This window comes from Sphingomonas sp. Sphisp66 (assembly GCF_047324325.1).
Lineage (GTDB): Bacteria > Pseudomonadota > Alphaproteobacteria > Sphingomonadales > Sphingomonadaceae > Sphingomonas.
The window spans coordinates 408,904-428,882 of record NZ_CP168508.1; the positions used below are offsets into that span (position 1 = coordinate 408,904).

Below are 19,979 nucleotides of genomic sequence, written 5' to 3' on the forward strand. Positions count from 1 at the left end.
GAGTTGAGCCATCATGGCTGCCAAGGAAGTGAAGTTTGCGTCGGACGCGCGTGATCGCATGCTGCGCGGCGTGGATACGCTTGCAAACGCAGTGAAGGTCACGCTCGGGCCCAAGGGCCGCAACGTCGTGATCGAGAAGAGCTTCGGCGCGCCGCGCATCACCAAGGACGGCGTCACCGTCGCCAAGGAGATTCAGCTCGCCGACAGGTTCGAGAATATGGGCGCGCAGATGCTGCGCGAGGTCGCCAGCAAGCAGAACGACAAGGCAGGCGACGGCACCACCACCGCGACCGTCCTCGCCCAGGCGATCGTGCGCGAAGGCTCCAAGGCCGTCGCCGCCGGCATGAACCCGATGGACGTCAAGCGCGGCATCGATCTCGCAGTCGGTGCCGTGGTCAAGGACCTCGAGGCGCATGCGAAGAAGGTGAGCGCCAACAGCGAGATCGCCCAGGTTGCGACCATCTCGGCCAATGGCGATGCCGAGGTCGGCCGCATCCTCGCGGAGGCGATGGAGAAGGTCGGCAACGAGGGCGTCATAACCGTCGAGGAAGCCAAGAGCCTGGCAACGGAGCTCGAGACGGTCGAGGGCATGCAGTTCGACCGCGGCTATCTCTCGCCCTATTTCGTCACCAATGCCGAGAAGCTGAAGGTCGAGCTCGACGACCCCTATATCCTCATCCACGAAAAGAAGCTCTCGAACCTCCAGGCGCTCGTGCCGGTGCTCGAGCAGGTGGTCCAGTCGGGTCGGCCGTTGCTGATCATCGCCGAGGACGTCGAGGGCGAGGCGCTCGCCACCCTGGTGGTGAACAAGCTGCGCGGCGGCCTCAAGGTCGCCGCGGTCAAGGCGCCGGGCTTCGGCGACCGCCGCAAGGCGATGCTCGAGGATATCGCAGTCCTCACCGCAGGCAACCTCGTCAGCGAGGATCTCGGCATCAAGCTCGAGAATGTCACGATCGGCATGCTCGGCCGTGCCAAGAAGGTCGTCATCGACAAGGACAACACGACGATCGTCGACGGCGCTGGCGCCAGGGCGGACATCGACGGCCGCGTCGCGCAGATCCGCCAGCAGATCGAAGTCACGACCAGCGACTATGACCGCGAGAAGCTGCAGGAACGGCTCGCCAAGCTCGCCGGCGGCGTCGCGGTGATCCGCGTAGGCGGCGCGACCGAAGTCGAGGTCAAGGAGAAGAAAGACCGTGTCGACGATGCGCTCCACGCGACGCGCGCCGCGGTCGAGGAAGGCATCCTGCCTGGCGGCGGCGTCGCGCTGCTGCGTGCGCTGAAGGCACTCGACGGCCTCAAGGCGGCGAACGACGACCAGCAGTCGGGCATCGATATCGTCCGCCGGGCGCTGCGCGCGCCGGCACGGCAGATCGCCGACAATGCCGGTGAGGACGGTGCCTGGATCGTCGGCAAGCTGCTCGAGGGTGACGACTACAACCAGGGCTTCAATGCTGCGACCGGCACCTATGAGGACTTGGTCAAGTCGGGCGTGATCGATCCTGCCAAGGTCGTGCGTACCGCCCTCCAGGACGCGGCCTCCGTCGCTTCCCTGCTGATCACCACCGAGGCGCTCGTCGCCGAGTTGCCGAAGGAAGAAAAGCCCTCCGCAGTGCCAGCGATGGACTATTGAGGGACAGGGCCCGGCCTTTCGGCCGGGCCCTTTTCGGCTTCGCTCAGGATTGGATCACCAGCTCCCAGCTATTTCCCAGCACCTGAGCGACCGTCGCGATGTACGGCCGAGGCCAAGCATACTGCCAGTACCGAGCGCCAGTTCGATACTCGGCGCGGCCTGGCAGCTCCCCGCCTGGACGGACCGGAAGCGAACGATCGGCCCGGACACGCGCTAGCCGAAGGCGCATCACCTGCTCGCTCGCGCTCCCGAACGGGAGATGCGGCCCTTTCGATGGGCCATGCCCTGGCCTCGTGACATCGGGATGCCGGGCTCTCACTCAAATTGAAACCTCGGCAGGTCGGCCGAGTGTCCCCGAATAGCCGGAAACCGAGCGTGCAGCCTGAACGCGGAGACCGGGACCTGAAAGCGGAGGCCGAGAACTGTCCGCCCCGATCAGTGCACCGGCGCGGGCGCTTGCGCCTCGGGAGCATCCAGCAGGAGATAATCCGGAGTGAAGTCGCCGACCTGGCAGAGCCCGTCCCAGTCCAGGATTTGCAGTTCCCGTTGCTGGTAACCGAGCAATCCTTCGCGTCGCAGACCCTGGATCGTCCGGTTCACATGAATCGACGTCAGTCCGGTCGCATCTCCGAGCTGCTCCTGCGTCATCAGCCAGGAGGCGCAGGCATTGGACGGGTGCGACATGCCCTCCTGACGCAGCTTCACTTCGCACAGGAGATGCGCGATCCGCGACCGCGCATCGCGCCGCCCGATATTCAACAGCCACTCGGCGAGGATGGACGCATTGGCGCCGGCATCGGCCCAGAGCGCCAGCGCGATGGAGGGATGCGCATCCGCCAGCTCCAGCAATGCCGAGCGCGCGATTATAGCTATGCGCACTCCGGTTAGACTCTGGCCATTGGTGACAGAATAGTCGGTGGCGCCATTTTGCGCATCGAGCAGGTCGCCAGGGACATGGATCGCCACGATCTGGCGTGCACCATCGCCCGTGATCTTGTGGCGCATGGCAAAGCCGGAGATGAGAACGCAGCAATGGCCGGCGCGATCTCCCTCGCGCGCGAAATATCGATCCCGATCCACCTCGCTGATGCGATGGGGCAAGGAGGAGAGCGCATCGCGGTCGACCTCGGTGAGCGCTGCACGCCTGCCGAGCTTCTCCACCATCGGACTTAATGGGGTCGCGATGGACATCGGATATTTCCCTGTCTGGGCGAGGATAACCTCGACGCCGGAGCCCGGGGCACGAGAATGGCGATCAATGGGAACGCCTGAAAACCTGCAATCGATCACTCAGATTAGCTCGACTGTGCTCAATCCAGGATAGAATCATCCCGAGCGCGTGTGCGCCCCGCCAGTGGACTTTCGAGGACAATCCCAGTCAAGCTGGCAATGAACCCGGTTCTGCACTGCAGCGCGTTCTGGGCTAATCGCAGCGACTTAACCTATGTCACGACTCGATAGAGGAGCGGCTGCTATATCGGGACCGGGCTCCGGGGGCATATGGAGCACGAAATGGCCAAGGAGAATGACATCGAATATCTCAGCCGCCGGGTCGAGGAGGAGCGTGACAGGGCGGAGCACGCTCGCGACCCCTCCAGCTACCGCGCGCATACCGAGTTCGCTCGAGCGTATGAGCGTAAGCTACAGGCGCTGATTGCCTCTCAGGTCGAGCCGCAGTTCCGGAATGGCCATGCGGTTATCTAAGCGCGCAGAACGGATGGATCAGCAAGCCGGAGAGGTGAAAATTGCGCAGACGTTGCGATGGATAAGGCTGCGCAACGAGCGACGTCGCGCAACGATCTCAAGACGCTCCTGGGTGATGCGCCTGCTGGCGCGCTGATGCGCTCCATGCGGGTAATCGGTGCCGGCGCGACCTTCCGGCCAAATTGCGGCATACCCTCCAGGCGCGCCTTCCAAGCGCTGGTGTCTGGGCCGAAGGTCTTGTGTCGGCAGCGATATGGCGCGTCGGTGACAAGCAGGATGTGCCAACCCGATCATCGCCACCGGACCAGCCCGAACTTCGCAACGCGGATCGTCGGCGTCCGGGTGGCCGCTGAACCGGGAGGAACACTCCGCGTTGTGAAAGTGATGTCCGAGAAGATTTCCGAGCTTCACAGGATGATGGAGGACGCGGCGGAAGCGCTGGACTTCGAGCTGGCGCGCAAACTGCGCGACCGGATCAATCTCCTGCGCGGCGGTGCGTCGGCCGCGGAGGTCGAGGATATCGACACCTCGGGCCTCACGCGGCAGCAACCCGGCGCCATGGGCCTTGGCACGAGCCAGCAGAGGATCAGGCCACCGGCCGGCTGGCGCCCTCCACCGAAGCCCGACCCGATGACGAAGGGTAGCAGTCGCAAGCGCAAGCGTCCCGGCTGAGCGGGTATGGGCGGCGAGGCCGGGTCTCAGTCCCCGCCGCCCTGACCACGCAGATAGGTCGCGACGGCATGTTCGTCGCTTCCGACCGCGCTCACCGCTTCCTCCAGCTGCGCGCGCGTAACATTGAACTTGTCCGCCCATTGCCCCGTCAGTTCCTCGGATCCGATCTCGACCCGGGGGCGGTCTTCCTCGGGGCATTCGCGCGGAGCGGCTGCGGCGGCGGCTGCATCGAGCCCTGCGGCCGCGTCTCCATCGCTGGGTAAGTGCCGTTCCTGTTCCGGCGTCGCACCGCTTCCCGCGCGGTCATTCGTCAGACCTGTCATCTTCTCAGCTCCTTCCGTAGTTTCGCCACCGCGGACGTCCCGCAGACGGTCTGGTCATGCACTGTCCGGTTCGGCCGGCTCGCCCTCAGGCCGGCGCTGGCGACAGGGGACCGGGCGCGCGCGCCTCGAGGTCGAAGCGGTCCCCCTCGCTCAGGACGTGCAGGCGCACATCGTGCATCGAAAGCGTCTTGTCCGGGCTCGCCTCCGAAATGTTCGAGCGAGTCACTTCCGCGCCATCGACGATGTAGACGGCCCCGGCGCCGAGCACATCGAATGCGCTGCCTTCCAGGAGGATCGCGGTGTCCTCGTCGATACCGATCCCGAGTACCCGCGGGTTCTGGGCCACCGCTCCCAGCAGGCGTCCGATACGCCCGCGTTCGGCAAAATGCTGGTCGATGATGACGTCGCGCACCAGGCCCAGCCCCGGCGCCATATGGAGATCGCCGATCCGGTGCGACTCCTGGCTAGCACCCTTGACCAGCATGGTCTCGCTCATGACCGACGCGCCCGCCGAGGTGCCCGCCACCAGGCCGCCGCGAAGGTGCAACTCCCGCACCATCTTCTCGACCGGCGTATCGCCGATCTGGCTGGATATGCGCAGCTGGTCGCCGCCGCTGAAGAAGATGCCTGCGGCGTCCGCGAGGATGTCGGCCGCTCCCGACTCCAGGGTTTCGCCCCGCTCATGGACATAGAGCTCCACGAGTTCGTGCACGCCGAGGTCGCCGAAAGCCTTTTGATAGGCTTCGAAATAGCCATCGGGTTGATGACTGGCGACGGTCGCGATGACGAGCTTGCCGCCTCGCAATCTACTGGCGACTTCGCGAAGGATGCGCTTGTCGCCTTCCTTGTCCTCATGGCCACCGATGATGAGGAGCGGTCCGGGCTCACCTGGCATCGAGCAGTTCCTCCAGTTCCTCGCGATGAACGGCGCCGTGCGCGCGCATCATGTTTTCAGCGTGAACGCCAACGGCGAAATGCTCGCTGTTGTGCGATATTCCGATCCGGCCCACCGCATCGATTGCGATCAGGCCCGCCTCTCCGCCGACGCGGCTAATCTGGCGCAGGGCAGTCGCCACCGCCTTGTTCGCCGGCAGCGTTCGCATCGCCTGGATGGCGTGCGCGGCGAGCATCGTGCGGATTATGCTCTCGCCGTCCCCGGACAAGGCGACGCCGCCGACATCGTCATCTGCGTAAAGGCCGCAGCCGGACAGGGGAGAATCGCCGATACGACCGGGATATTTTCCGGGAAGTCCGCCCGTGGAGGTCGCTGCGGCAACGTGGCCGGTAATGTCCAGCGCCACGCACCCGACGGTGTCGTGCGCTTTGGAATATTCCGAGGCGAGCGGTTCGTCGACCAGCATTTCCTCGTCGGCGCAGAGCAGCACGCCGTGCGCCTGCGCGTAGCGCTCCGCCCCTTCGCCCGCGAGCAGGACCGGCGTGTCGTCCAGCATCGCAGCGGCAGCCAGGATCGGATTGCGCACCCGGGAAACGCCCGTGACCGCGCCCAGCCGCAGCTTTTCTCCATCCATCAGGGCCGCGTCCATCTCGACATTGCCGGCGGCATTGCGCACCGAGCCGATGCCCGCGTTAAAGATCGGGTTGTCTTCGAGCACCCGGATAGCGCACTTCGCAGCCGCGAGCGCGGTGCCGCCCTGCCGCAACACAGTCGCGCCAGCGTCTGCGGCCTCGGCACAGCCCTGGCGATTTCGTTCCAGCAGCGACGCGTCGATCGCCTTTGCACCCCCATGGACGATGATTGCCCAGCGCCTCTTCTCAGCCATAGGCCAGCACCTCCGCCAGCTGCGAAGGTGCGACATCCTGGCAAGTGGTCATATGAGGCGAACAGCCTGGCGAGCAGCTCGGCACGAACGCGCGGACCTGATCCCACACCGCGGCCACCGAGGTCGGCAGGATCACCAGCAGGTCGCCCGGTGCGCCACGCTTGAGCGTATCGGCGACCGCCTCGAACTCGTCCACCACGCGGTGAATTCGCTCGACCGGCATGCCCGCGAGTACGGCGCCGCGCGACATGAGCCCATTGGTTTCACCCGGTGGGCGCCCCCGGCCGTCCGGCGCCTCCCGAAAGACGATCTCATCGAAAATGCCTGCCGCGATCCGGCCCATCTCGATGATATCCTCGTCCCGGCGATCGCCTGGAATGCTCACCATGCCAATCACGCGACGATGCGAAGTGCGCATCTGCGCGATCACCTGACCAAGTGCCACGAGTCCAGCGGGGTTATGGGCATAGTCGAGGACGATACGCATGCCATATGCATCGTGCAGATTGAGCCGCCCAGGGCTCTCTTCGAACGACGTGCCGAACTGTGAAAGCGCGCGGCGGATAGTTACGAGGTCGATGCCCTGGGCAGCGCACATCGCTATCGCGGCAAGCGCATTGGCTATGTTGAATTCCGCCATTCCTTCCAGCGTGGCGGGGATTTCGGCCGCCTTCATTACCTCGAGGCGCTCGCCAGCGCGGTAGATGACGATCGAACCGCCTTGTGCGCCGGGCTCGCGGACCACCGCCATCCCGCCCTCGGCAATATGTCGCCGCAGCCGGTCGGAGAGCAGCAGGCCGCCGCGAAGCGTGAACCAGACCGCAGTGCCTCCGGCGTGACGCGCAATGCGAAGGCACATCGGGTCATCGTCGTTGAGGATGGAGTGGCCGCGCCGCCCCACGCTTTCGGCAACCACGCCCTTGACGTCGGCGAGTTGCTCGAGCGTATCGATACCCTTCAGGCCGAGATGATCCTCCGTGACATTCAGCACGGCACCTACATCGCAGCGGTCGAAGCCGAGCCCTTCGCGCAGGATCCCGCCACGCGCGGTCTCGAGCACTGCGACATCCACCGCCGGGTTGGCGAGAACCATGCGGGCGCTTTTGGGTCCGCTGGCGTCCGCTTCCTTCATCAGATGCCCATCGAAATAGATGCCGCTCGTCGTGGTCATGCCGACCCGCAAGCCGTCCTCGCGAAGGATACGCGCGACCATCCGCGCGGTCGTGGATTTTCCGTTGGTCCCGGTAATCGCGAAGATCGGTATCCGGCTCGCCGCACGGCGGGGAAAGAGCGCCTCGATGACGGGCCCGGCGACGTCGCGCGCCTGTCCGCCCGACGGTTCGAGGTGCATGCGAAATCCGGGTGCCGCGTTGACCTCGACGATACCGCCCCCGGTTTCGCCTACGGGCCGGCGGATGTCCGGTGACAGAAAGTCTATCCCGCACACATCGAGGCCGACTACCGCGGCCGCCTGCTCGGCGATCGCAATGTTGGTTGGGTGGATCGCATCCGTCCGGTCGATCGCGATCCCGCCGGTCGACAGGTTCGCGGTATCCCGCAGGCGCACAACTTCGTGTCCGGAAGGTACGGTTTCCAGCGACTTGCCGGCCTTTCGCAGCACGGCTTCCATCGCTGCGTCCGGCACGATGCGCGTCAGGATGTTTTCATGACCAACGCCGCGCCGGGGGTCGGCGTTGAGTTCGTCGATCAGCTCGCCGATAGTGCGGCAGCCATCCCCGATGACCTGCGCCGGAACGCGCTCCGCCACCGCGGTTACCTTTCCGCCGACCACGAGGATCCGGTGATCGTTGCCCGGCAGCTGGCGCTCGACGATCACGCGGCGGCCATGAGCGGCAGCCAGCCGGTAGGCGGCGCGAAGCTGTTCTTCGGCGACCAGATCGGTGGTGACGCCGCGACCGTGATTTCCGTCGAGCGGCTTGATCACGACCTTTCCTTTCATCCGGGCCGCGGCGAGAACGGCCTCCTCCTCGCTCCGGACAACGACGCCCTCCGGCACCGGCAGGCCCGCCTCGGCAAGGAGGCGCTTCGCCAGATCCTTGTTGCCGGCGATGTCCACGGCAATTTGCGATGTGTGCCCCGTGATGCTGGCTCGGAGGCGCTTCTGCCTGCTTCCGGAACCCAGCCGGATCAGACTTTGGCTATCGAGGCGGGCGACCGGGATGCCGCGACGCTCCGCCGCCTCGACAAGCGCGCGCGTCGTCGGGCCAAGTGCGTTCCGCCGAACCAGCTCCGCCAGCTCGTCGACCGCTTCGGGGATGTTCTGGGAATTGGAACGCGCAGGGACACGCAGCACCGCGAGGCCCGCGACTTCGTTCAGCCCCTCCGGGAGAAGCGAGGCAACCAGGCGCAAAGCGTGGGCGCCGGCCGCGAGGCCAACCGCCTCGTCGCGATAGGCGAACAGGATGTTGTAGACGCCCGGCCGATTGCGAACCGAACGGGTCTTGCCACGGGTTACCGGGCTGCCCGCCAGCGTCTGCAGTTCGAGCGCGACATGTTCCGCCACATGGCCGAGCCAGGTGCCCTCGGCCATGCGACGCACCAACCCGCCGGGCTCGCGATAACTGCATCCGTGGTTGGCGAGCCCCGGCAGGAGCGCGAGAAGCCTTTCATTGAATCCAGGCAATCGGTCGGTCGGCCAGTTCTCAAGCTCGCCCAGATCCACCTGGATGCGAATCATCGGTCGCGCGCTGTAAAGATGGGGGCCGCGATACACGGCTCGCTCCAACACCCTCATCCCGCACGCGCCGGCAGTCTCTGGACGATGCCCAATCGCCCGATGCTCTAACGCAGTCATAGTTGGTTCCTCGGGAACGGCCAGGACCGGCGCTCCTGCAGGCTCAACCGCGTGATTTGGGAAGCGTTCCACGGCGCTGATCTTGTTTAAGCCATTGCGATGAAAAGCCTTTGCGGGATGTCGGGCAACGCTCAGGCGCGGCGCGGTTGGCTGGGCTAGCTACACCGGAGCCGCGCTCGATAGGCCTCGAAGCAGCGCGCGCCGCATCGCAGGCGGATCAGCGCCCCTTCGGCCATGGCGGTGGCGCGTCGGGGATCCTCGGTCACGGCGGGCCGGATCGCCTCGCGGTTCCAGTCCTCGCTGTGTTTGATGTCGAGAACCGCGTGCAACGTGAAGTATCGCGCTTCCTTGGGCGTGAGCCCGACGCGCTTGAGCCCCTGTGCGACGAGCGCCGAACGCCCCGGCGCGGTCAGCTCGATTACCCCGAGCGCACCCACCGAATGCCACGCGTAGCGCCGGTTGGTCGCCATGGCAGTCATCGCATTGGCGAGGCAGAGGCTTTCCCAGATCGTGCTTTCGATCACGGGCTCCACCTGCAAGGTCTCGACCAGCGCATCGAGCATCGGGCCGTGCATGCCCTTGGCGGTGCCATGGCCCATCTCGTCCCAGTAATTGCGTGCCAGTTCGAGCTTGGGCCGCACGGGCAATTTGACCTGGGTCATGGCCACGAGATCGTCGAAACCTGCTTCGCCAGCGGCTTCCTGTTCGAAGAACCAGCGGAGCTGATCACGGTCGGCCTTCTCGGCGAGCCAGGGAAACAGCAGGTCGCCTTGTCCCGGCCCGCTCGCCTTCAGCCCTTCAAACCAGGCGAGAAAACCATCGACATCGGTCGGTGCCTCGGCCGCCTCCTCGGCCACCTCGGCGCGCAGTTCTTCGAGAAATGCGCCTTCCAGCCGCTGCATCTTCACATCGCGCTCGAAGGTCCTTTGCCAGTCGTCGTTCGGAAATCCAGGTTCAAGCCGCTCGCGATTCCAGTGCGCCAGTCCACGCTGAAAGCTGTCGGTCAGGAATTGCGAATCAAAAGTCGTTCGTCGATCTGCACGGGCAAGCACGTAACACTCTCCATGAACACCTGTTTCCCGGCAACGCTGGCATTTGGGCGTCGTTCCGCCACGAGGGTGCTGAGCTGGCCGGTCCGGATTGGAGGAGCGGGCAAGGCGACGGGTGACCGCGGTGCCATTGCTGTGACTGCGCTCCGGCGACGCTAATCTATATTGAGGCGCGCCCGGGCGCCGGCGGTCAAAGCTGCTCGCGATGCATGGAAAGACGATAATCGAACGCGCCCTCGATCTGGCCAGAACCGGAGACTACGCGCGGCTGGACGAGCTGGAGCGGCAGTTGAGGCACGAGGGGTACACCGACATACTGGCCCATCTCGACTCGCCAACCCTGCGGCGACAGTTGCGCGAACTGGGGAACGCCGCCCGGGGAGAGCCGCCGCCCGCGCGCCGGGGGCGACAGCGCGCGACGGCGCCGTCCAGCGGGTGATTTCCGATGTCGCGGGCTCAGAGCGGCTGTTGCCCCGGATAGAGATAGGCGGGATCGAATTCGGCAACCCGCCTGAGGCCATCCAGGTCGTGAATCTGGACACGCCGGTCACGAAAGGTGACGAGGCCGGCTTCACGCAGCTCGCGCAACGTGCGGTTCACATGCACCGAGGTCAGGCCCATGCATTCCGCGAGGTCGTACTGGCTGAGCCAGAGCGTGTAGCCGGTATCGTCCGCCAGACCCACGATCGAAAGACGGACCTGCAGTTCACAGAACAAGGCTGCCACGCGCGCCACAGCCTTTCGACGTCCGAGCGACACCATCCATTCGCGGTGGATTGCCGCATCCAGGTTCGTCGAAAACCAGTATATGTCGGCGAGCCGGGGAAATGCCCGGACGACGGCGCGAATTTTTTCATGCGAGGCCTCGACGATCTCGCATGCCGTCAGCGCCAGGATGCCATGATCCAGCCGCTTCAGCGTGTAGCTGTGGAGGTCGGCGAAATCGCCGGGTATCTGCAATTCGGAGATCTGACGCTCGCCTCCGCGCAGGTCCCGGTAGCGACAGAGCAAGCCGCTCAGCAGCATCGTGCTGCGGGTCAGGGCTTCACCGGGGCGGACGACAGTTGTCCCCGCAGCGATGCGGCGGCGTTCTCCCATCATTCCGCGAATGGCGGCCTCTTCCTCCGCGTCGATCCGGTGCCGGAAGCGTAACCGCGCAAGATGGTTTTCAATCATCGGGAGCCTCGTGCGAAGATTGCCATGCCTGGCACCAACACCGGCCCCTCGTCACAAGTTTCCCGGCCGTGCTACCTTTCGGCAGCCCCGGCGCGCTTCGGACTGATTCAAATCAAGAGGCGAAACCATCGTGGGAAAACTCCGTTTTCGCACAAGACGATGGTTTGTGCAGGGCCTTGGAATGGCGCGATATTTCTTTCACCTCTACAATGATGTGGACACGATCGACGAGGACGGCACCGACTGTCCGAACGATATGACGGCAATTGCGAGGGCGCAGGCCGAGGCGGTCGCCATGGCTGCCGCCTCGATCACCGCGCACCGCCACCTGGTGTTGAGTCATAATGTGCAGGTGCTCGACGAAGCAGGGCGAAAAGTGGCTACCGTTCGCTTTGGCGATGTGGTGACGATCCGGGACTGATTTGTTGGAGTGGACAAAGCCGGAAGGGCATTCGCGCGGAGATCGTGCCGCCGTCCCGGCCGAGGTGCGAAGCTTCCCGCGAACCAGTTCCTGCTGACATCGGCCGCGAAAGGCGGTGCGCGCACGTCACGCAGGCTGCCATCTGCGGCTCGCGGCGATCTCGCCTGCTTTAAGTGACAGCGCCGCATCTCCCGTGTTCGGTAGCGCTTTCCTGGGCGTGACTTTATTGCGCCGCTCACCGAACCCTTTGCGTAAGCGATCGTTTTACAAGGATAATATTGCATGCGTACCGAGCGCGACGAGCAGATGGCTGCTTCTTGACCGGATTTGATCGCCAGGGCCTCGGCTAAGTTGAGCACTTCGCGGACCTGAATTCCGGATTGCATCCAAAACACTCCAGGTACGTTTGGAGAGGATTGTGACGGGGGCAGAATGACAGTCGATTATGGAAGCACGCTGGAGGATATCTTCCCGGGCGACAGCGTGATGGCGCAGACAATGCGCGCGCAAGATTGGGCGGCCACGCCGCTGGGGCCGCCCGAGGCCTGGCCCGAGGCGCTCACGATTCCCCTGCGCATGCTGCTGACCTCGCGCTTCGAGATGTGGCTCGGCTGGGGGCCGGACCTCCACTTCTTCTACAACGATGCTTATATTCCCACGCTCGGAATCAAGCATCCGGTCATGCTCGGACGGCCTTTTCGCGAGGTGTGGTCCGAAGTCTATGAAGACGTCGCCGATCAGGTCGAGCGCGTGCGTGCCGGCGAATCCACCTGGAACAAGGCGCTCCTCCTTCTCCTCGAGCGAAACGGGTATCCCGAGGAGACCTATCACAGTTTCTCGTACAGCCCCCTGCGCAATGCCGACGGGACGGTCGGGGGCATGCTCTGCATCGTCAGCGAGGAGACCAAGCGCATCATCGACGAGCGCCGGCTAGGGACGCTGCGCCAGCTCGGCATGGCGCTCGTGGGCGCCGCGGACGAGGCGTCGGTACACGGCGCGGTCCGCGCGGTGCTCGGTTCCAACCGACGCGATTTCCCCTTTGCACTCTTCCTCGCGCCGCAATGCAGCTTTGCCTGCACCGAGGACGCCGCTGCCTTGCTCGGGTTGAACTGGCAGCACGCCATTGGTGCCGCCGGCGACACGGCCCGCTCGATCGCGCTGGACGCGGACCGGGGCTGGCCGAGCGGAGACTGGGTAAGCCCGCCGCGCGAGGCACTCGCCATCGCCATTTCCGGCCCTTCGGGCGAGAAGGCGCTCGGGACGCTGATCCTCGGCCTCAATCCCAATCGGCCCGACGATTCCGAGATCGGCGACTTCGCCGGGCTGATCGCCGGGCAGATCAGCGGCGCGCTCGCCAATATCGGGGCGCTCGACGCCGAGCGCCGCCGGGCCGACCGCATCTGGACCCATGCCCGCGACCTGATGGTGGTGATCGGCGAGGATGGCCGTATCCGCTCGGCCAGCCCCGCCTGGACGCGCATCCTCGGCCACGCGGTAGAGGACGTCGTGGGCAACCCGTTCGAGCACTTCGTGCGGCCCGACGCCGCTTCCCCGGCGGGCGACGCGCTGCGCGACGCCGCGGCGCAAGGGGAACTCACCGACTACGAGACCCGCATGGAGCGGCATGACGGCGACGACCGCTGGATCGCCTGGCACACGTCGCGGGAAGACGGGCTTATCTATGCCTATGGCCGCGACATCAGCGAGCGCAAGCAGACCCAGATCGCCCTGCGGACCAGCGAGAACCAGTTCCGGCACCTCGTACAGGGGGTGGTCGACTATGCGATCTACATGATCGACACCGAGGGCCATGTTTCGAGCTGGAACGCGGGCGCCCGGCGGATCAAGGGCTATGAGCCCGAGGAGATCATCGGCGCGCATTTCTCCCGCTTTTATACGCCTGAGGACCGCGAGAGCGGCGAGCCGGACAAGGCGCTGGCGACCGCGCGGGCGGAAGGCAGGTTCGCGGCCGAGGGCTGGCGGGTCCGCAAGGACGGCGAGCGCTTCCGGGCGAGCGTGGTGATCGATGCGGTGCGCGACGATGCCGGCGAGCTCATCGGCTTCGCCAAGATCACCCGGGACATCACCGAGCGCGACCAGGCGCAGCGCGACCTCGAAGTGGCGCGCGAGGCACTGTTCCAGTCTCAGAAGATGGAGGCAATCGGCCAGCTGACCGGCGGCGTTGCGCACGACTTCAACAATTTGCTGATGGCGATCCAGAGCAGCCTGGCGCTGCTGCGCAAGCGCCTGCCGGGGGGCGATGCGGTGGCGGTCCGCCTGCTCGACAATGCGACCGAGGGCGCGCAGCGCGGCGCGACGCTTACCCAGCGCATGCTCGCCTTCGCGCGGCGCCAGGAATTGAAGGCGGACCGCGTGGAGGTACCGGGCCTGCTCTCGGGGATGAGCGATCTCGTCCAGCGCTCGATCGGGCCGGAATGGCCTATCTCGACGAGCCTGCCGCTTGGCTTGCCGGCGATCCGGGCGGATGCCAACCAGCTCGAGATGGCCCTGCTCAACCTCATCGTGAACGCGCGGGACGCGATGCCGTCGGGCGGGCAGATCCTGATTTCCGCCGGCGCCCGGGGCGTCCCCGGTCCCGGCACACCCCAGCTCGCCGCCGGACGCTATGTCTGTCTGAGCGTGACCGACAGCGGCGCCGGTATGGACGCGGAGACGCTGCGGCGGGCGACCGAGCCCTTCTTCACCACCAAGGGTGTCGGCAAGGGCACGGGCCTGGGCCTGCCGATGGTCCACGGCATGGCGCAACAGATCGGCGGCACGTTCGAACTTAAGAGCAGCCCCGGCAGCGGCACGACGGCGACCTTGTGGCTCCCCGTCGACACCGCTGAGCCCGAGCTGGCGATCGTGGTCCCGTCCGAGGAGCAGGTACCCGCACTTTCCCGGCTCAACGTGCTGGCGGTCGACGACGACACACTGGTGCTGATCAATACCGCGGCCCTGCTCGAGGATCTCGGACACAGCGTGGTCGAGGCCGATTCCGGCGCTGAGGCCCTCGCGCTGCTAGAGACCCAGGACGATATAGACCTGATCATCACCGACCAGGCGATGCCGGGCATGACCGGTGTGGACCTGCTCGCGGCGGTCAGGGCGCTTCGCCCGGACCTTCCGGCGATCGTCGCGAGCGGCTACGGCGAAGGCGTCGAGATCGGCGACCCGGGGGTCATCCGGTTGAGCAAGCCCTTCACCCAGGCCCATCTCGCGCGCGCCCTCAGCCAGGCCCTGGAGCGCCGCGGCTGAAGATAAATGCGATCTGGCCTCCGCACCGCAGCTCGTGGCTCGGCCAGGAGACCTGTCATTAAGGGAGGATGTTGATGCGTGACGGTGCGGGCTAGCTGGTCGCCCGATCAACGGAGGCTCGCATACCGTGCCCATCTCGCTGCTCTGGCTGCGCCAGGATCTTCGCCTCACCGACCAGCCCGCTCTTGCTGCTGCATTGGCAACCGGACCGGTGCTGCCGGTCTATGTTCTTGACGAGAATAGTGCGGGTGCCTGGTCAATGGGAGGCGCCCAGCGCTGGTGGCTCCACCACAGCCTGAAGGCCCTCGACCTGAGCCTGCGCAGGCGGGGTTCGGCGTTGATCCTGCGCCGTGGCGATACCGTACGCGAGCTGGTCGCTCTCACCCGGGAGGCCGGCGCCGACCGGGTCCATGCGATCCGCCATTATGAGCCATGGCACCAGGAGACACAGCGGACGCTTGCCGACAGGATCGATCTGCACCTGCACGACGGAAACCACTTGCTGCCGCCGGACAGGATTCGCAACGGCAGCGGCGCACGATACCGGGTCTTCACGCCCTGGTATCGCAAGCTCTCCGAGACACTGGAGCCATTGCCGCCAATTCCCGCACCCGATCGGATCGCGACACCCTCAAATGTTCCGGCATCGGAAGACCTCGAGACCTGGCAGCTTTTGCCGCGTGCGCCGGACTGGTCGACCGGCTTTTCCGATTGGTGTCCCGGGGAAAAAGGTGCCTGGCGACGCTGGCGCGACTTTGACGCGCTGCTCGAGCGCTATGCGCACGACCGCGACTATCCCGCGATTGCAGGCACCTCGCGCCTGTCGCCGCATCTTCATTTCGGCGAGATCTCGCCGCGGGCTCTGTGGTCCGCGCTGGCGGAACGCGCGGGATCCGGCGCGGCTACCTTCCGGAAGGAACTGGCGTGGCGTGACCACGGCGCCAACCTTCTCGACCAGATGGCACACTATCCGGATCGAAACGGCCGGGAAGTGTTCGAGCGGCTGTCGTGGCGCAGCGGCACGACAGCGGACAGCGACTTTCTCGCCTGGACGCGCGGCAGGACGGGCTATCCGATCGTTGACGCCGGCATGCGAGAGCTGTGGCAAAGCGGATGGATGCACAACCGGGTGCGGATGGTCGTGGCGTCCTTCCTGGTAAAGCATCTGCTGATCGACTGGCGCCGCGGAGAACGCTGCTTCTGGGATACGCTGCTGGATGCGGATCTGGGCTCGAATGCCATGAACTGGCAATATGTCGCGGGGACAGGCATCGACGCGCCGGTCTTCTCGCGGATCATGGCGCCGCATCTGCAAAGCGAAAAGTTCGACATGGCGAACTATGTCCGTCATTGGGTTCCCGAGCTGGCTGCCCTATCGGACGCGGATATTCATGCGTTGCATTTCGACGGCGCCGCGGTGCCCGGCTATCCGGCGAGGCTGATCGGCCATCAGGAGGCACGTGGGCGTGCCCTTGGTGCCTGGCAGGCGCTGGGTGGCTAACCAGAACCGGCAATGAGGCCGGCGAGCAACATCCCCGAACGCCAGGCGGCCTCGGCGCCCGGGCCGATCAGCCAGTCGCCGCACGCGCCGAGGCCGATCCGGGGATTCCAGAGCGCCCCTTCTCCTGCGGATCCGGAAATGCCGAAACGCCAGCGATGAACGTCGGCCGCGGCTATGTCGAGAGCGGCACGCCCGACCAGGCGCTGGAACGCGTCCCGTAGCGCTGCCTGCACCAGGGGCGGCGCATCATCGAGATGCCGCCGGCTCCAGACGGGGCAGGCGTGCACGGTCCAGGCCTCGGGGCCGGTCCGGCCCGGCTTGGTGGCTCCGCACGCGGCGAAGCGCACAATCTCTCCTGTCGCGAATGTCGATGGCCCGCCGATCCCGCGTGCGAGTGCAAACATCGCCGACCAGCAAGGGGCGGAGGGAGCGCTGACTGCCACCGCTGCCATGCGCAGGTCCTGTAGCGCCAGAAGCGGCGCTGCCTGTTCCGCAGGCAATGCAATGACAACTGTGTCGAATGGCCCGAGTCTTCCCTGGTCCCGAACCAGGTGCCAGCCACCAACGTCGCGTGTAAGGCCGCGGACAAAGCAGTCGCTAGTCACCGGGAGCTCCCGCGCAATCGCCTTGGGCAGGGAATTCATTGCGGGGGTGCCCGTCCAGGCTGCCTGCCCGCCCTCGGGCCAGTGCGCCGCCGCGCCTCTCGTCCCCCAGCTCTCCAGCCAGCTGCGAAAATCAGGGCCTCTGCCGTCGAGGGCGGGCGCGCCATGGTCAAAGCTCGCCATTCCTGCGCGCGTCTCCAGACGGCGGGTTGCAAGCCTTCCCCCGGGGCCGCGTCCCTTGTCGAACAGGAAAACGCGTAGCCCCAAAGCCTGAAGCCGGGCGCCACAAGTCAATCCAGCGAGCCCGGCTCCAATGATCGCCACCCGCATCGATCGTCTCCGTCTCGCCGCGCTTCCGGGCAGCCGTGCCACCGGCGCACCAGCACTCCAACCTGACCAAAAGGGCAATGCTTGGATTGCTCGCTCCGAGGCGCTACGCTTCGCTCATGGTGATCCTGGACATGATCGAGACCAGCGCGACCGCCGCTGTGATCAGCAACCCGCGATTGCCCGACAACCCGATCATCGCGTGCAATGCTTCGTTTCTGGCCCTGACCGGCTATTCGAAAACGGAGGTTCTTGGCCGGAACTGCCGCTTTCTCAGCGGCCCGGGCACCGAACCGGCACTCAGCGAAACCCTGCGCGCCGGCATCCGCGCGCGTCAGCCCGTCATGGTGGAAATCCTGAATTACCGGAAAGACGGCTCCAGCTTTCGCAACGCGGTCATGGTGGCGCCGATCTTCGACGCCGACGGCGAAGTGGAGTATTTCCTGGGTTCGCAGGTCGCTCTGGCCGATCCCGAAGGCGCGGACCGGCCGCAGCGGAGTCTGGCGCGCGAGCGCGTCGCCAGGCTCAGCCCAAGGCAGCGCGAAATCCTCATGCTGCTGTCGACCGGCAAACTGAACAAGCAGATCGCGCACCTGCTCCAGGTCAGCGAGCGCACCGTCAAGATGCACCGGGCTGCGTTGCTGGACGCGCTTGGCGTCACCTCCAGCGCGGACGCAATTCGCATAGCCGTGGAAGCCGGCTACTGAGCAGCTGCCCCTAAGTACATCTGGTGGTGCGGTTCAGCCGCCCTAGCTTCGATCCCGTTCAACACCCCGCGACGCCCTGGCTGGCAGCGTGGGGCCAATGCCGGGAACCTGCATGCCGCACGACAGCGCCGCGCCACGCCCAGAAACCGAAGGCGGCAAGATCCTGTTGCTGGCCAATCCGCGCGGCTTCTGTGCCGGCGTCGAGCGGGCGATCGCAGCGGTCGAGGACGCACTCACCCTTCATGGCGCACCGGTCTATGTGCGCCGCCACATCGTCCACAACCAGCATGTCGTCGACCGGCTGATGGCGCGCGGCGCCATATTCGTGTCCGAGCTGGCCGAAATTCCGGCAGGCGCCGTCACGATCCTGTCGGCGCATGGCGTCCCGCAGGCCGTTCTGCGCGAGGCGCGTGAACGCGGCCTCCGGACGCTCGATACGACCTGCCCACTGGTCGCGAAGGTGCATGCGCATGTGCTCGACGAATATCATGCCGGCCGCCATGTGCTGCTTATCGGTCATCAGGGGCATCCGGAGATCATCGGCACGCTGGGACAGGTACCGCCAGGCGCCATCTCGGTGGTCGGATCCCCGGCAGACGTGAGCGGACTGGGGCTCGCCGACAATATCGCGGTCGGCTATGCGATCCAGACGACCTTCGCGGCGCATGAGGCGGCGACCATCATCGCCGCCATCAAGGCTCGCTTCCGCGACGTTTCGGTCCCGCGCGCAAGCGACATCTGTTACGCGACCTCCAATCGCCAGGAAGCGATCCAAGCCCTGGCGGCGAAGGCGGGTCACGTGATCGTGGTCGGCGATCCTCTGTCCTCCAATGCGCGACGTCTCGTCGAAGTGTCTTTGGCAGCCGGGTGCCCGGATGCCCAGCTCGTGCCCGATGCCCAGTCGCTCGACAGCGGCCGCCTGGCCGGCGTCGACATCGTGGCACTCACCGCAGCTGCTTCAGCGCCCGGCGAGGCAATCGGGGCCGTTGTCGATCGCCTTGAGACGCTCGGTTATGTGGCGCAGGAGACTGGCGGAAAGATCGAGGCGGCCTCATTCAGGCCGGTGCCGATGACGCCGATGGATGAAATCTCGCTGGATGCGCGCAGCGAGGCCGTCCGGCGTGACGTCGAGCGTTGTCTCGAACGCGTCCTCGTGCCGGTTTCACCAGGCGCTCAGCCGCGGCTCTGCGATGCAATGCGCTACGCGGTCCTGGGCGGCGGCAAGCGGCTTCGCGGCTTGCTGACGGTGCTCGTCGCCGAGATGCTCGGCGCGGAGTACCGGCATGCGATCTGGATCGCCGCGGCGATAGAATGCCTCCATGCGCAGTCGCTGGTGCATGACGATCTGCCCTGCATGGACAATGACGATTTCCGGCGCGGGAAGCCCAGCCTGCACCGTGCCTACGACGAAGCCACTGCCGTGCTTGCGGGAGACGCGCTGCTTGCGCTCGCGTTCGAGATGCTGGCCGACGAGCGTGCGCATTCCGATCCGGCGATACGCGCGGGTCTTGTCAGCGCACTTGCAAGGACCATCGGCAAGGATGGGCTGGCTCTGGGGCAGATGATGGACCTCTACCCCGACATCGACGCCCCGGCGGCTGAGATCGAGCGATGCGAGCAGCTCAAGACCGGCAATCTGCTGGGTTTCTGTGTCGAAGGAGCCACGCTCATCGCGGGCTGCGACGGCGCGGATCGCGACCGGCTTTTGCGCTTCTCGCAGAAGCTCGGCCTCGCCTTCCAGATCCGGGACGATATCCTCGACCGGGTCGGCTCCGCAGCTGAAATGGGCAAGCGCGTCGGCAAGGACCGGGCTGCCGGCAGACGCACGGCGATCGAGATTCTGGGGCTGGAAGGCGCACGGCACCGTTCGGCATCGCTCGCCCAGGCGTGTCTGGAGGATCTCGAGCAGTTCGGCGCCCGCGCCGACCGGCTTCGCGAGATCACCGGCTTCGCGATTTCGCGCACCCATTGAGCTTCGGGCGATATGCCCGGCAACGCGTCCTCCAGAGC

The 19,979-nt window shown here is 65.8% G+C and carries 16 protein-coding genes; 8 read left to right on the plus strand and 8 right to left on the minus strand.

Translation table 11 applies throughout. The annotated features are described in order from the left end of the window. Nucleotides 1-13 precede the first annotated feature (13 nt). Nucleotides 14-1,633 carry a chaperonin GroEL gene (groL, locus tag ACEN8G_RS02010; RefSeq protein ID WP_413414278.1) on the plus strand — a complete coding sequence of 540 codons (1,620 nt, stop codon included), beginning with the start codon at nucleotides 14-16 and terminating at the stop codon, nucleotides 1,631-1,633. Nucleotides 1,634-2,068: 435 nt separating this feature from the next. Here groL and ACEN8G_RS02015 read toward each other — a convergent pair whose 3' ends face one another. Beyond that, nucleotides 2,069-2,824 (minus strand): Crp/Fnr family transcriptional regulator, encoded by a 756-nt coding sequence (locus ACEN8G_RS02015; RefSeq protein WP_413414279.1) that lies wholly within the window; start codon nucleotides 2,822-2,824, stop codon nucleotides 2,069-2,071. 321 nt (nucleotides 2,825-3,145) lie between these two features. On the opposite strand from ACEN8G_RS02015, the gene ACEN8G_RS02020 reads away from it, so the two are divergent. Together ACEN8G_RS02020 and ACEN8G_RS02025 are read left to right on the plus strand one after the other, a co-directional pair. Then, nucleotides 3,146-3,337, plus strand: a complete 192-nt coding sequence (locus tag ACEN8G_RS02020; protein ID WP_413414280.1) for a hypothetical protein — start codon at nucleotides 3,146-3,148, stop codon at nucleotides 3,335-3,337. A gap of 384 nt (nucleotides 3,338-3,721) precedes the next feature. After that, nucleotides 3,722-4,009, plus strand: a complete 288-nt coding sequence (locus ACEN8G_RS02025; protein ID WP_413414336.1) for a UvrB/UvrC motif-containing protein — start codon at nucleotides 3,722-3,724, stop codon at nucleotides 4,007-4,009. Nucleotides 4,010-4,035: 26 nt separating this feature from the next. On the opposite strand, the gene ACEN8G_RS02030 is transcribed toward ACEN8G_RS02025, so the two are convergent. The 6 genes from ACEN8G_RS02030 to ACEN8G_RS02055 all read right to left on the minus strand — a co-directional run bounded on the left by ACEN8G_RS02030 (nucleotide 4,036) and on the right by ACEN8G_RS02055 (nucleotide 11,153). After that, the gene (locus ACEN8G_RS02030) at nucleotides 4,036-4,332 is read right to left on the minus strand and encodes a DUF3606 domain-containing protein (protein WP_413414281.1); all 297 of its coding nucleotides are present in this window, start codon (nucleotides 4,330-4,332) and stop codon (nucleotides 4,036-4,038) included. An 85-nt stretch (nucleotides 4,333-4,417) separates the two neighbouring features. After that, a complete protein-coding gene (locus ACEN8G_RS02035) occupies nucleotides 4,418-5,227 on the minus strand; it encodes a cyanophycinase (protein ID WP_413414282.1) in 810 nt (269 codons plus the stop codon). Then, nucleotides 5,217-6,113, minus strand: coding sequence for an isoaspartyl peptidase/L-asparaginase family protein (locus ACEN8G_RS02040; RefSeq protein ID WP_413414283.1), 897 nt, complete (start codon nucleotides 6,111-6,113; stop codon nucleotides 5,217-5,219). The genes ACEN8G_RS02035 and ACEN8G_RS02040 overlap by 11 nt, the downstream gene beginning before the upstream one ends. Next, a complete protein-coding gene (gene cphA, locus ACEN8G_RS02045; RefSeq protein ID WP_413414284.1) occupies nucleotides 6,106-8,811 on the minus strand; it encodes a cyanophycin synthetase in 2,706 nt (901 codons plus the stop codon). The genes ACEN8G_RS02040 and cphA overlap by 8 nt, the downstream gene beginning before the upstream one ends. A 272-nt stretch (nucleotides 8,812-9,083) precedes the next feature. Beyond that, nucleotides 9,084-9,980 (minus strand): iron-containing redox enzyme family protein, encoded by an 897-nt coding sequence (locus tag ACEN8G_RS02050; protein WP_413414285.1) that lies wholly within the window; start codon nucleotides 9,978-9,980, stop codon nucleotides 9,084-9,086. Nucleotides 9,981-10,433: 453 nt separating this feature from the next. Further along, entirely contained in the window at nucleotides 10,434-11,153 is a 720-nt protein-coding gene (locus tag ACEN8G_RS02055) for a Crp/Fnr family transcriptional regulator (protein ID WP_413414286.1), read from the minus strand. A gap of 181 nt (nucleotides 11,154-11,334) precedes the next feature. Between ACEN8G_RS02055 and ACEN8G_RS02060 the strand changes: the two genes are divergently transcribed. The 3 genes from ACEN8G_RS02060 to ACEN8G_RS02070 all read left to right on the plus strand — a co-directional run bounded on the left by ACEN8G_RS02060 (nucleotide 11,335) and on the right by ACEN8G_RS02070 (nucleotide 16,333). Beyond that, nucleotides 11,335-11,574, plus strand: a complete 240-nt coding sequence (locus ACEN8G_RS02060; RefSeq protein ID WP_413414287.1) for a DUF6894 family protein — start codon at nucleotides 11,335-11,337, stop codon at nucleotides 11,572-11,574. Between the two features lie 432 nt (nucleotides 11,575-12,006). Further along, nucleotides 12,007-14,832, plus strand: a complete 2,826-nt coding sequence (locus ACEN8G_RS02065) for a PAS domain S-box protein (RefSeq protein ID WP_413414288.1) — start codon at nucleotides 12,007-12,009, stop codon at nucleotides 14,830-14,832. Nucleotides 14,833-14,959: 127 nt separating this feature from the next. Further along, nucleotides 14,960-16,333 carry a cryptochrome/photolyase family protein gene (locus ACEN8G_RS02070; protein WP_413414289.1) on the plus strand — a complete coding sequence of 458 codons (1,374 nt, stop codon included), beginning with the start codon at nucleotides 14,960-14,962 and terminating at the stop codon, nucleotides 16,331-16,333. Here ACEN8G_RS02070 and ACEN8G_RS02075 read toward each other — a convergent pair. Then, complete coding sequence (locus ACEN8G_RS02075; protein WP_413414290.1) at nucleotides 16,330-17,265, minus strand: NAD(P)/FAD-dependent oxidoreductase; 936 nt, start codon at nucleotides 17,263-17,265, stop codon at nucleotides 16,330-16,332. The two genes, ACEN8G_RS02070 and ACEN8G_RS02075, sit on opposite strands and share 4 nt — an antisense overlap. A 116-nt stretch (nucleotides 17,266-17,381) precedes the next feature. Between ACEN8G_RS02075 and ACEN8G_RS02080 the strand changes: the two genes are divergently transcribed. Further along, a complete protein-coding gene (locus tag ACEN8G_RS02080; protein WP_413414291.1) occupies nucleotides 17,382-17,969 on the plus strand; it encodes a PAS domain-containing protein in 588 nt (195 codons plus the stop codon). A gap of 112 nt (nucleotides 17,970-18,081) precedes the next feature. Next, entirely contained in the window at nucleotides 18,082-19,941 is a 1,860-nt protein-coding gene (gene ispH, locus ACEN8G_RS02085) for a 4-hydroxy-3-methylbut-2-enyl diphosphate reductase (protein WP_413414292.1), read from the plus strand. Nucleotides 19,942-19,979 lie beyond the last annotated feature (38 nt).

Coding starts and splice junctions, on each gene's coding strand:
- groL (WP_413414278.1), top strand. CDS start 14: ATGGCTGCCAAGGAAGTGAAGTTTGCGTCGGACGCGCGTGATCGCATG.
- ACEN8G_RS02015 (WP_413414279.1), bottom strand. CDS start 2,824: ATGTCCATCGCGACCCCATTAAGTCCGATGGTGGAGAAGCTCGGCAGG.
- ACEN8G_RS02020 (WP_413414280.1), top strand. CDS start 3,146: ATGGCCAAGGAGAATGACATCGAATATCTCAGCCGCCGGGTCGAGGAG.
- ACEN8G_RS02025 (WP_413414336.1), top strand. CDS start 3,722: ATGTCCGAGAAGATTTCCGAGCTTCACAGGATGATGGAGGACGCGGCG.
- ACEN8G_RS02030 (WP_413414281.1), bottom strand. CDS start 4,332: ATGACAGGTCTGACGAATGACCGCGCGGGAAGCGGTGCGACGCCGGAA.
- ACEN8G_RS02035 (WP_413414282.1), bottom strand. CDS start 5,227: ATGCCAGGTGAGCCCGGACCGCTCCTCATCATCGGTGGCCATGAGGAC.
- ACEN8G_RS02040 (WP_413414283.1), bottom strand. CDS start 6,113: ATGGCTGAGAAGAGGCGCTGGGCAATCATCGTCCATGGGGGTGCAAAG.
- cphA (WP_413414284.1), bottom strand. CDS start 8,811: ATGATTCGCATCCAGGTGGATCTGGGCGAGCTTGAGAACTGGCCGACC.
- ACEN8G_RS02055 (WP_413414286.1), bottom strand. CDS start 11,153: ATGATTGAAAACCATCTTGCGCGGTTACGCTTCCGGCACCGGATCGAC.
- ACEN8G_RS02060 (WP_413414287.1), top strand. CDS start 11,335: ATGGCGCGATATTTCTTTCACCTCTACAATGATGTGGACACGATCGAC.
- ACEN8G_RS02065 (WP_413414288.1), top strand. CDS start 12,007: ATGACAGTCGATTATGGAAGCACGCTGGAGGATATCTTCCCGGGCGAC.
- ACEN8G_RS02075 (WP_413414290.1), bottom strand. CDS start 17,265: ATGCGGGTGGCGATCATTGGAGCCGGGCTCGCTGGATTGACTTGTGGC.
- ACEN8G_RS02080 (WP_413414291.1), top strand. CDS start 17,382: ATGGTGATCCTGGACATGATCGAGACCAGCGCGACCGCCGCTGTGATC.
- ispH (WP_413414292.1), top strand. CDS start 18,082: ATGCCGCACGACAGCGCCGCGCCACGCCCAGAAACCGAAGGCGGCAAG.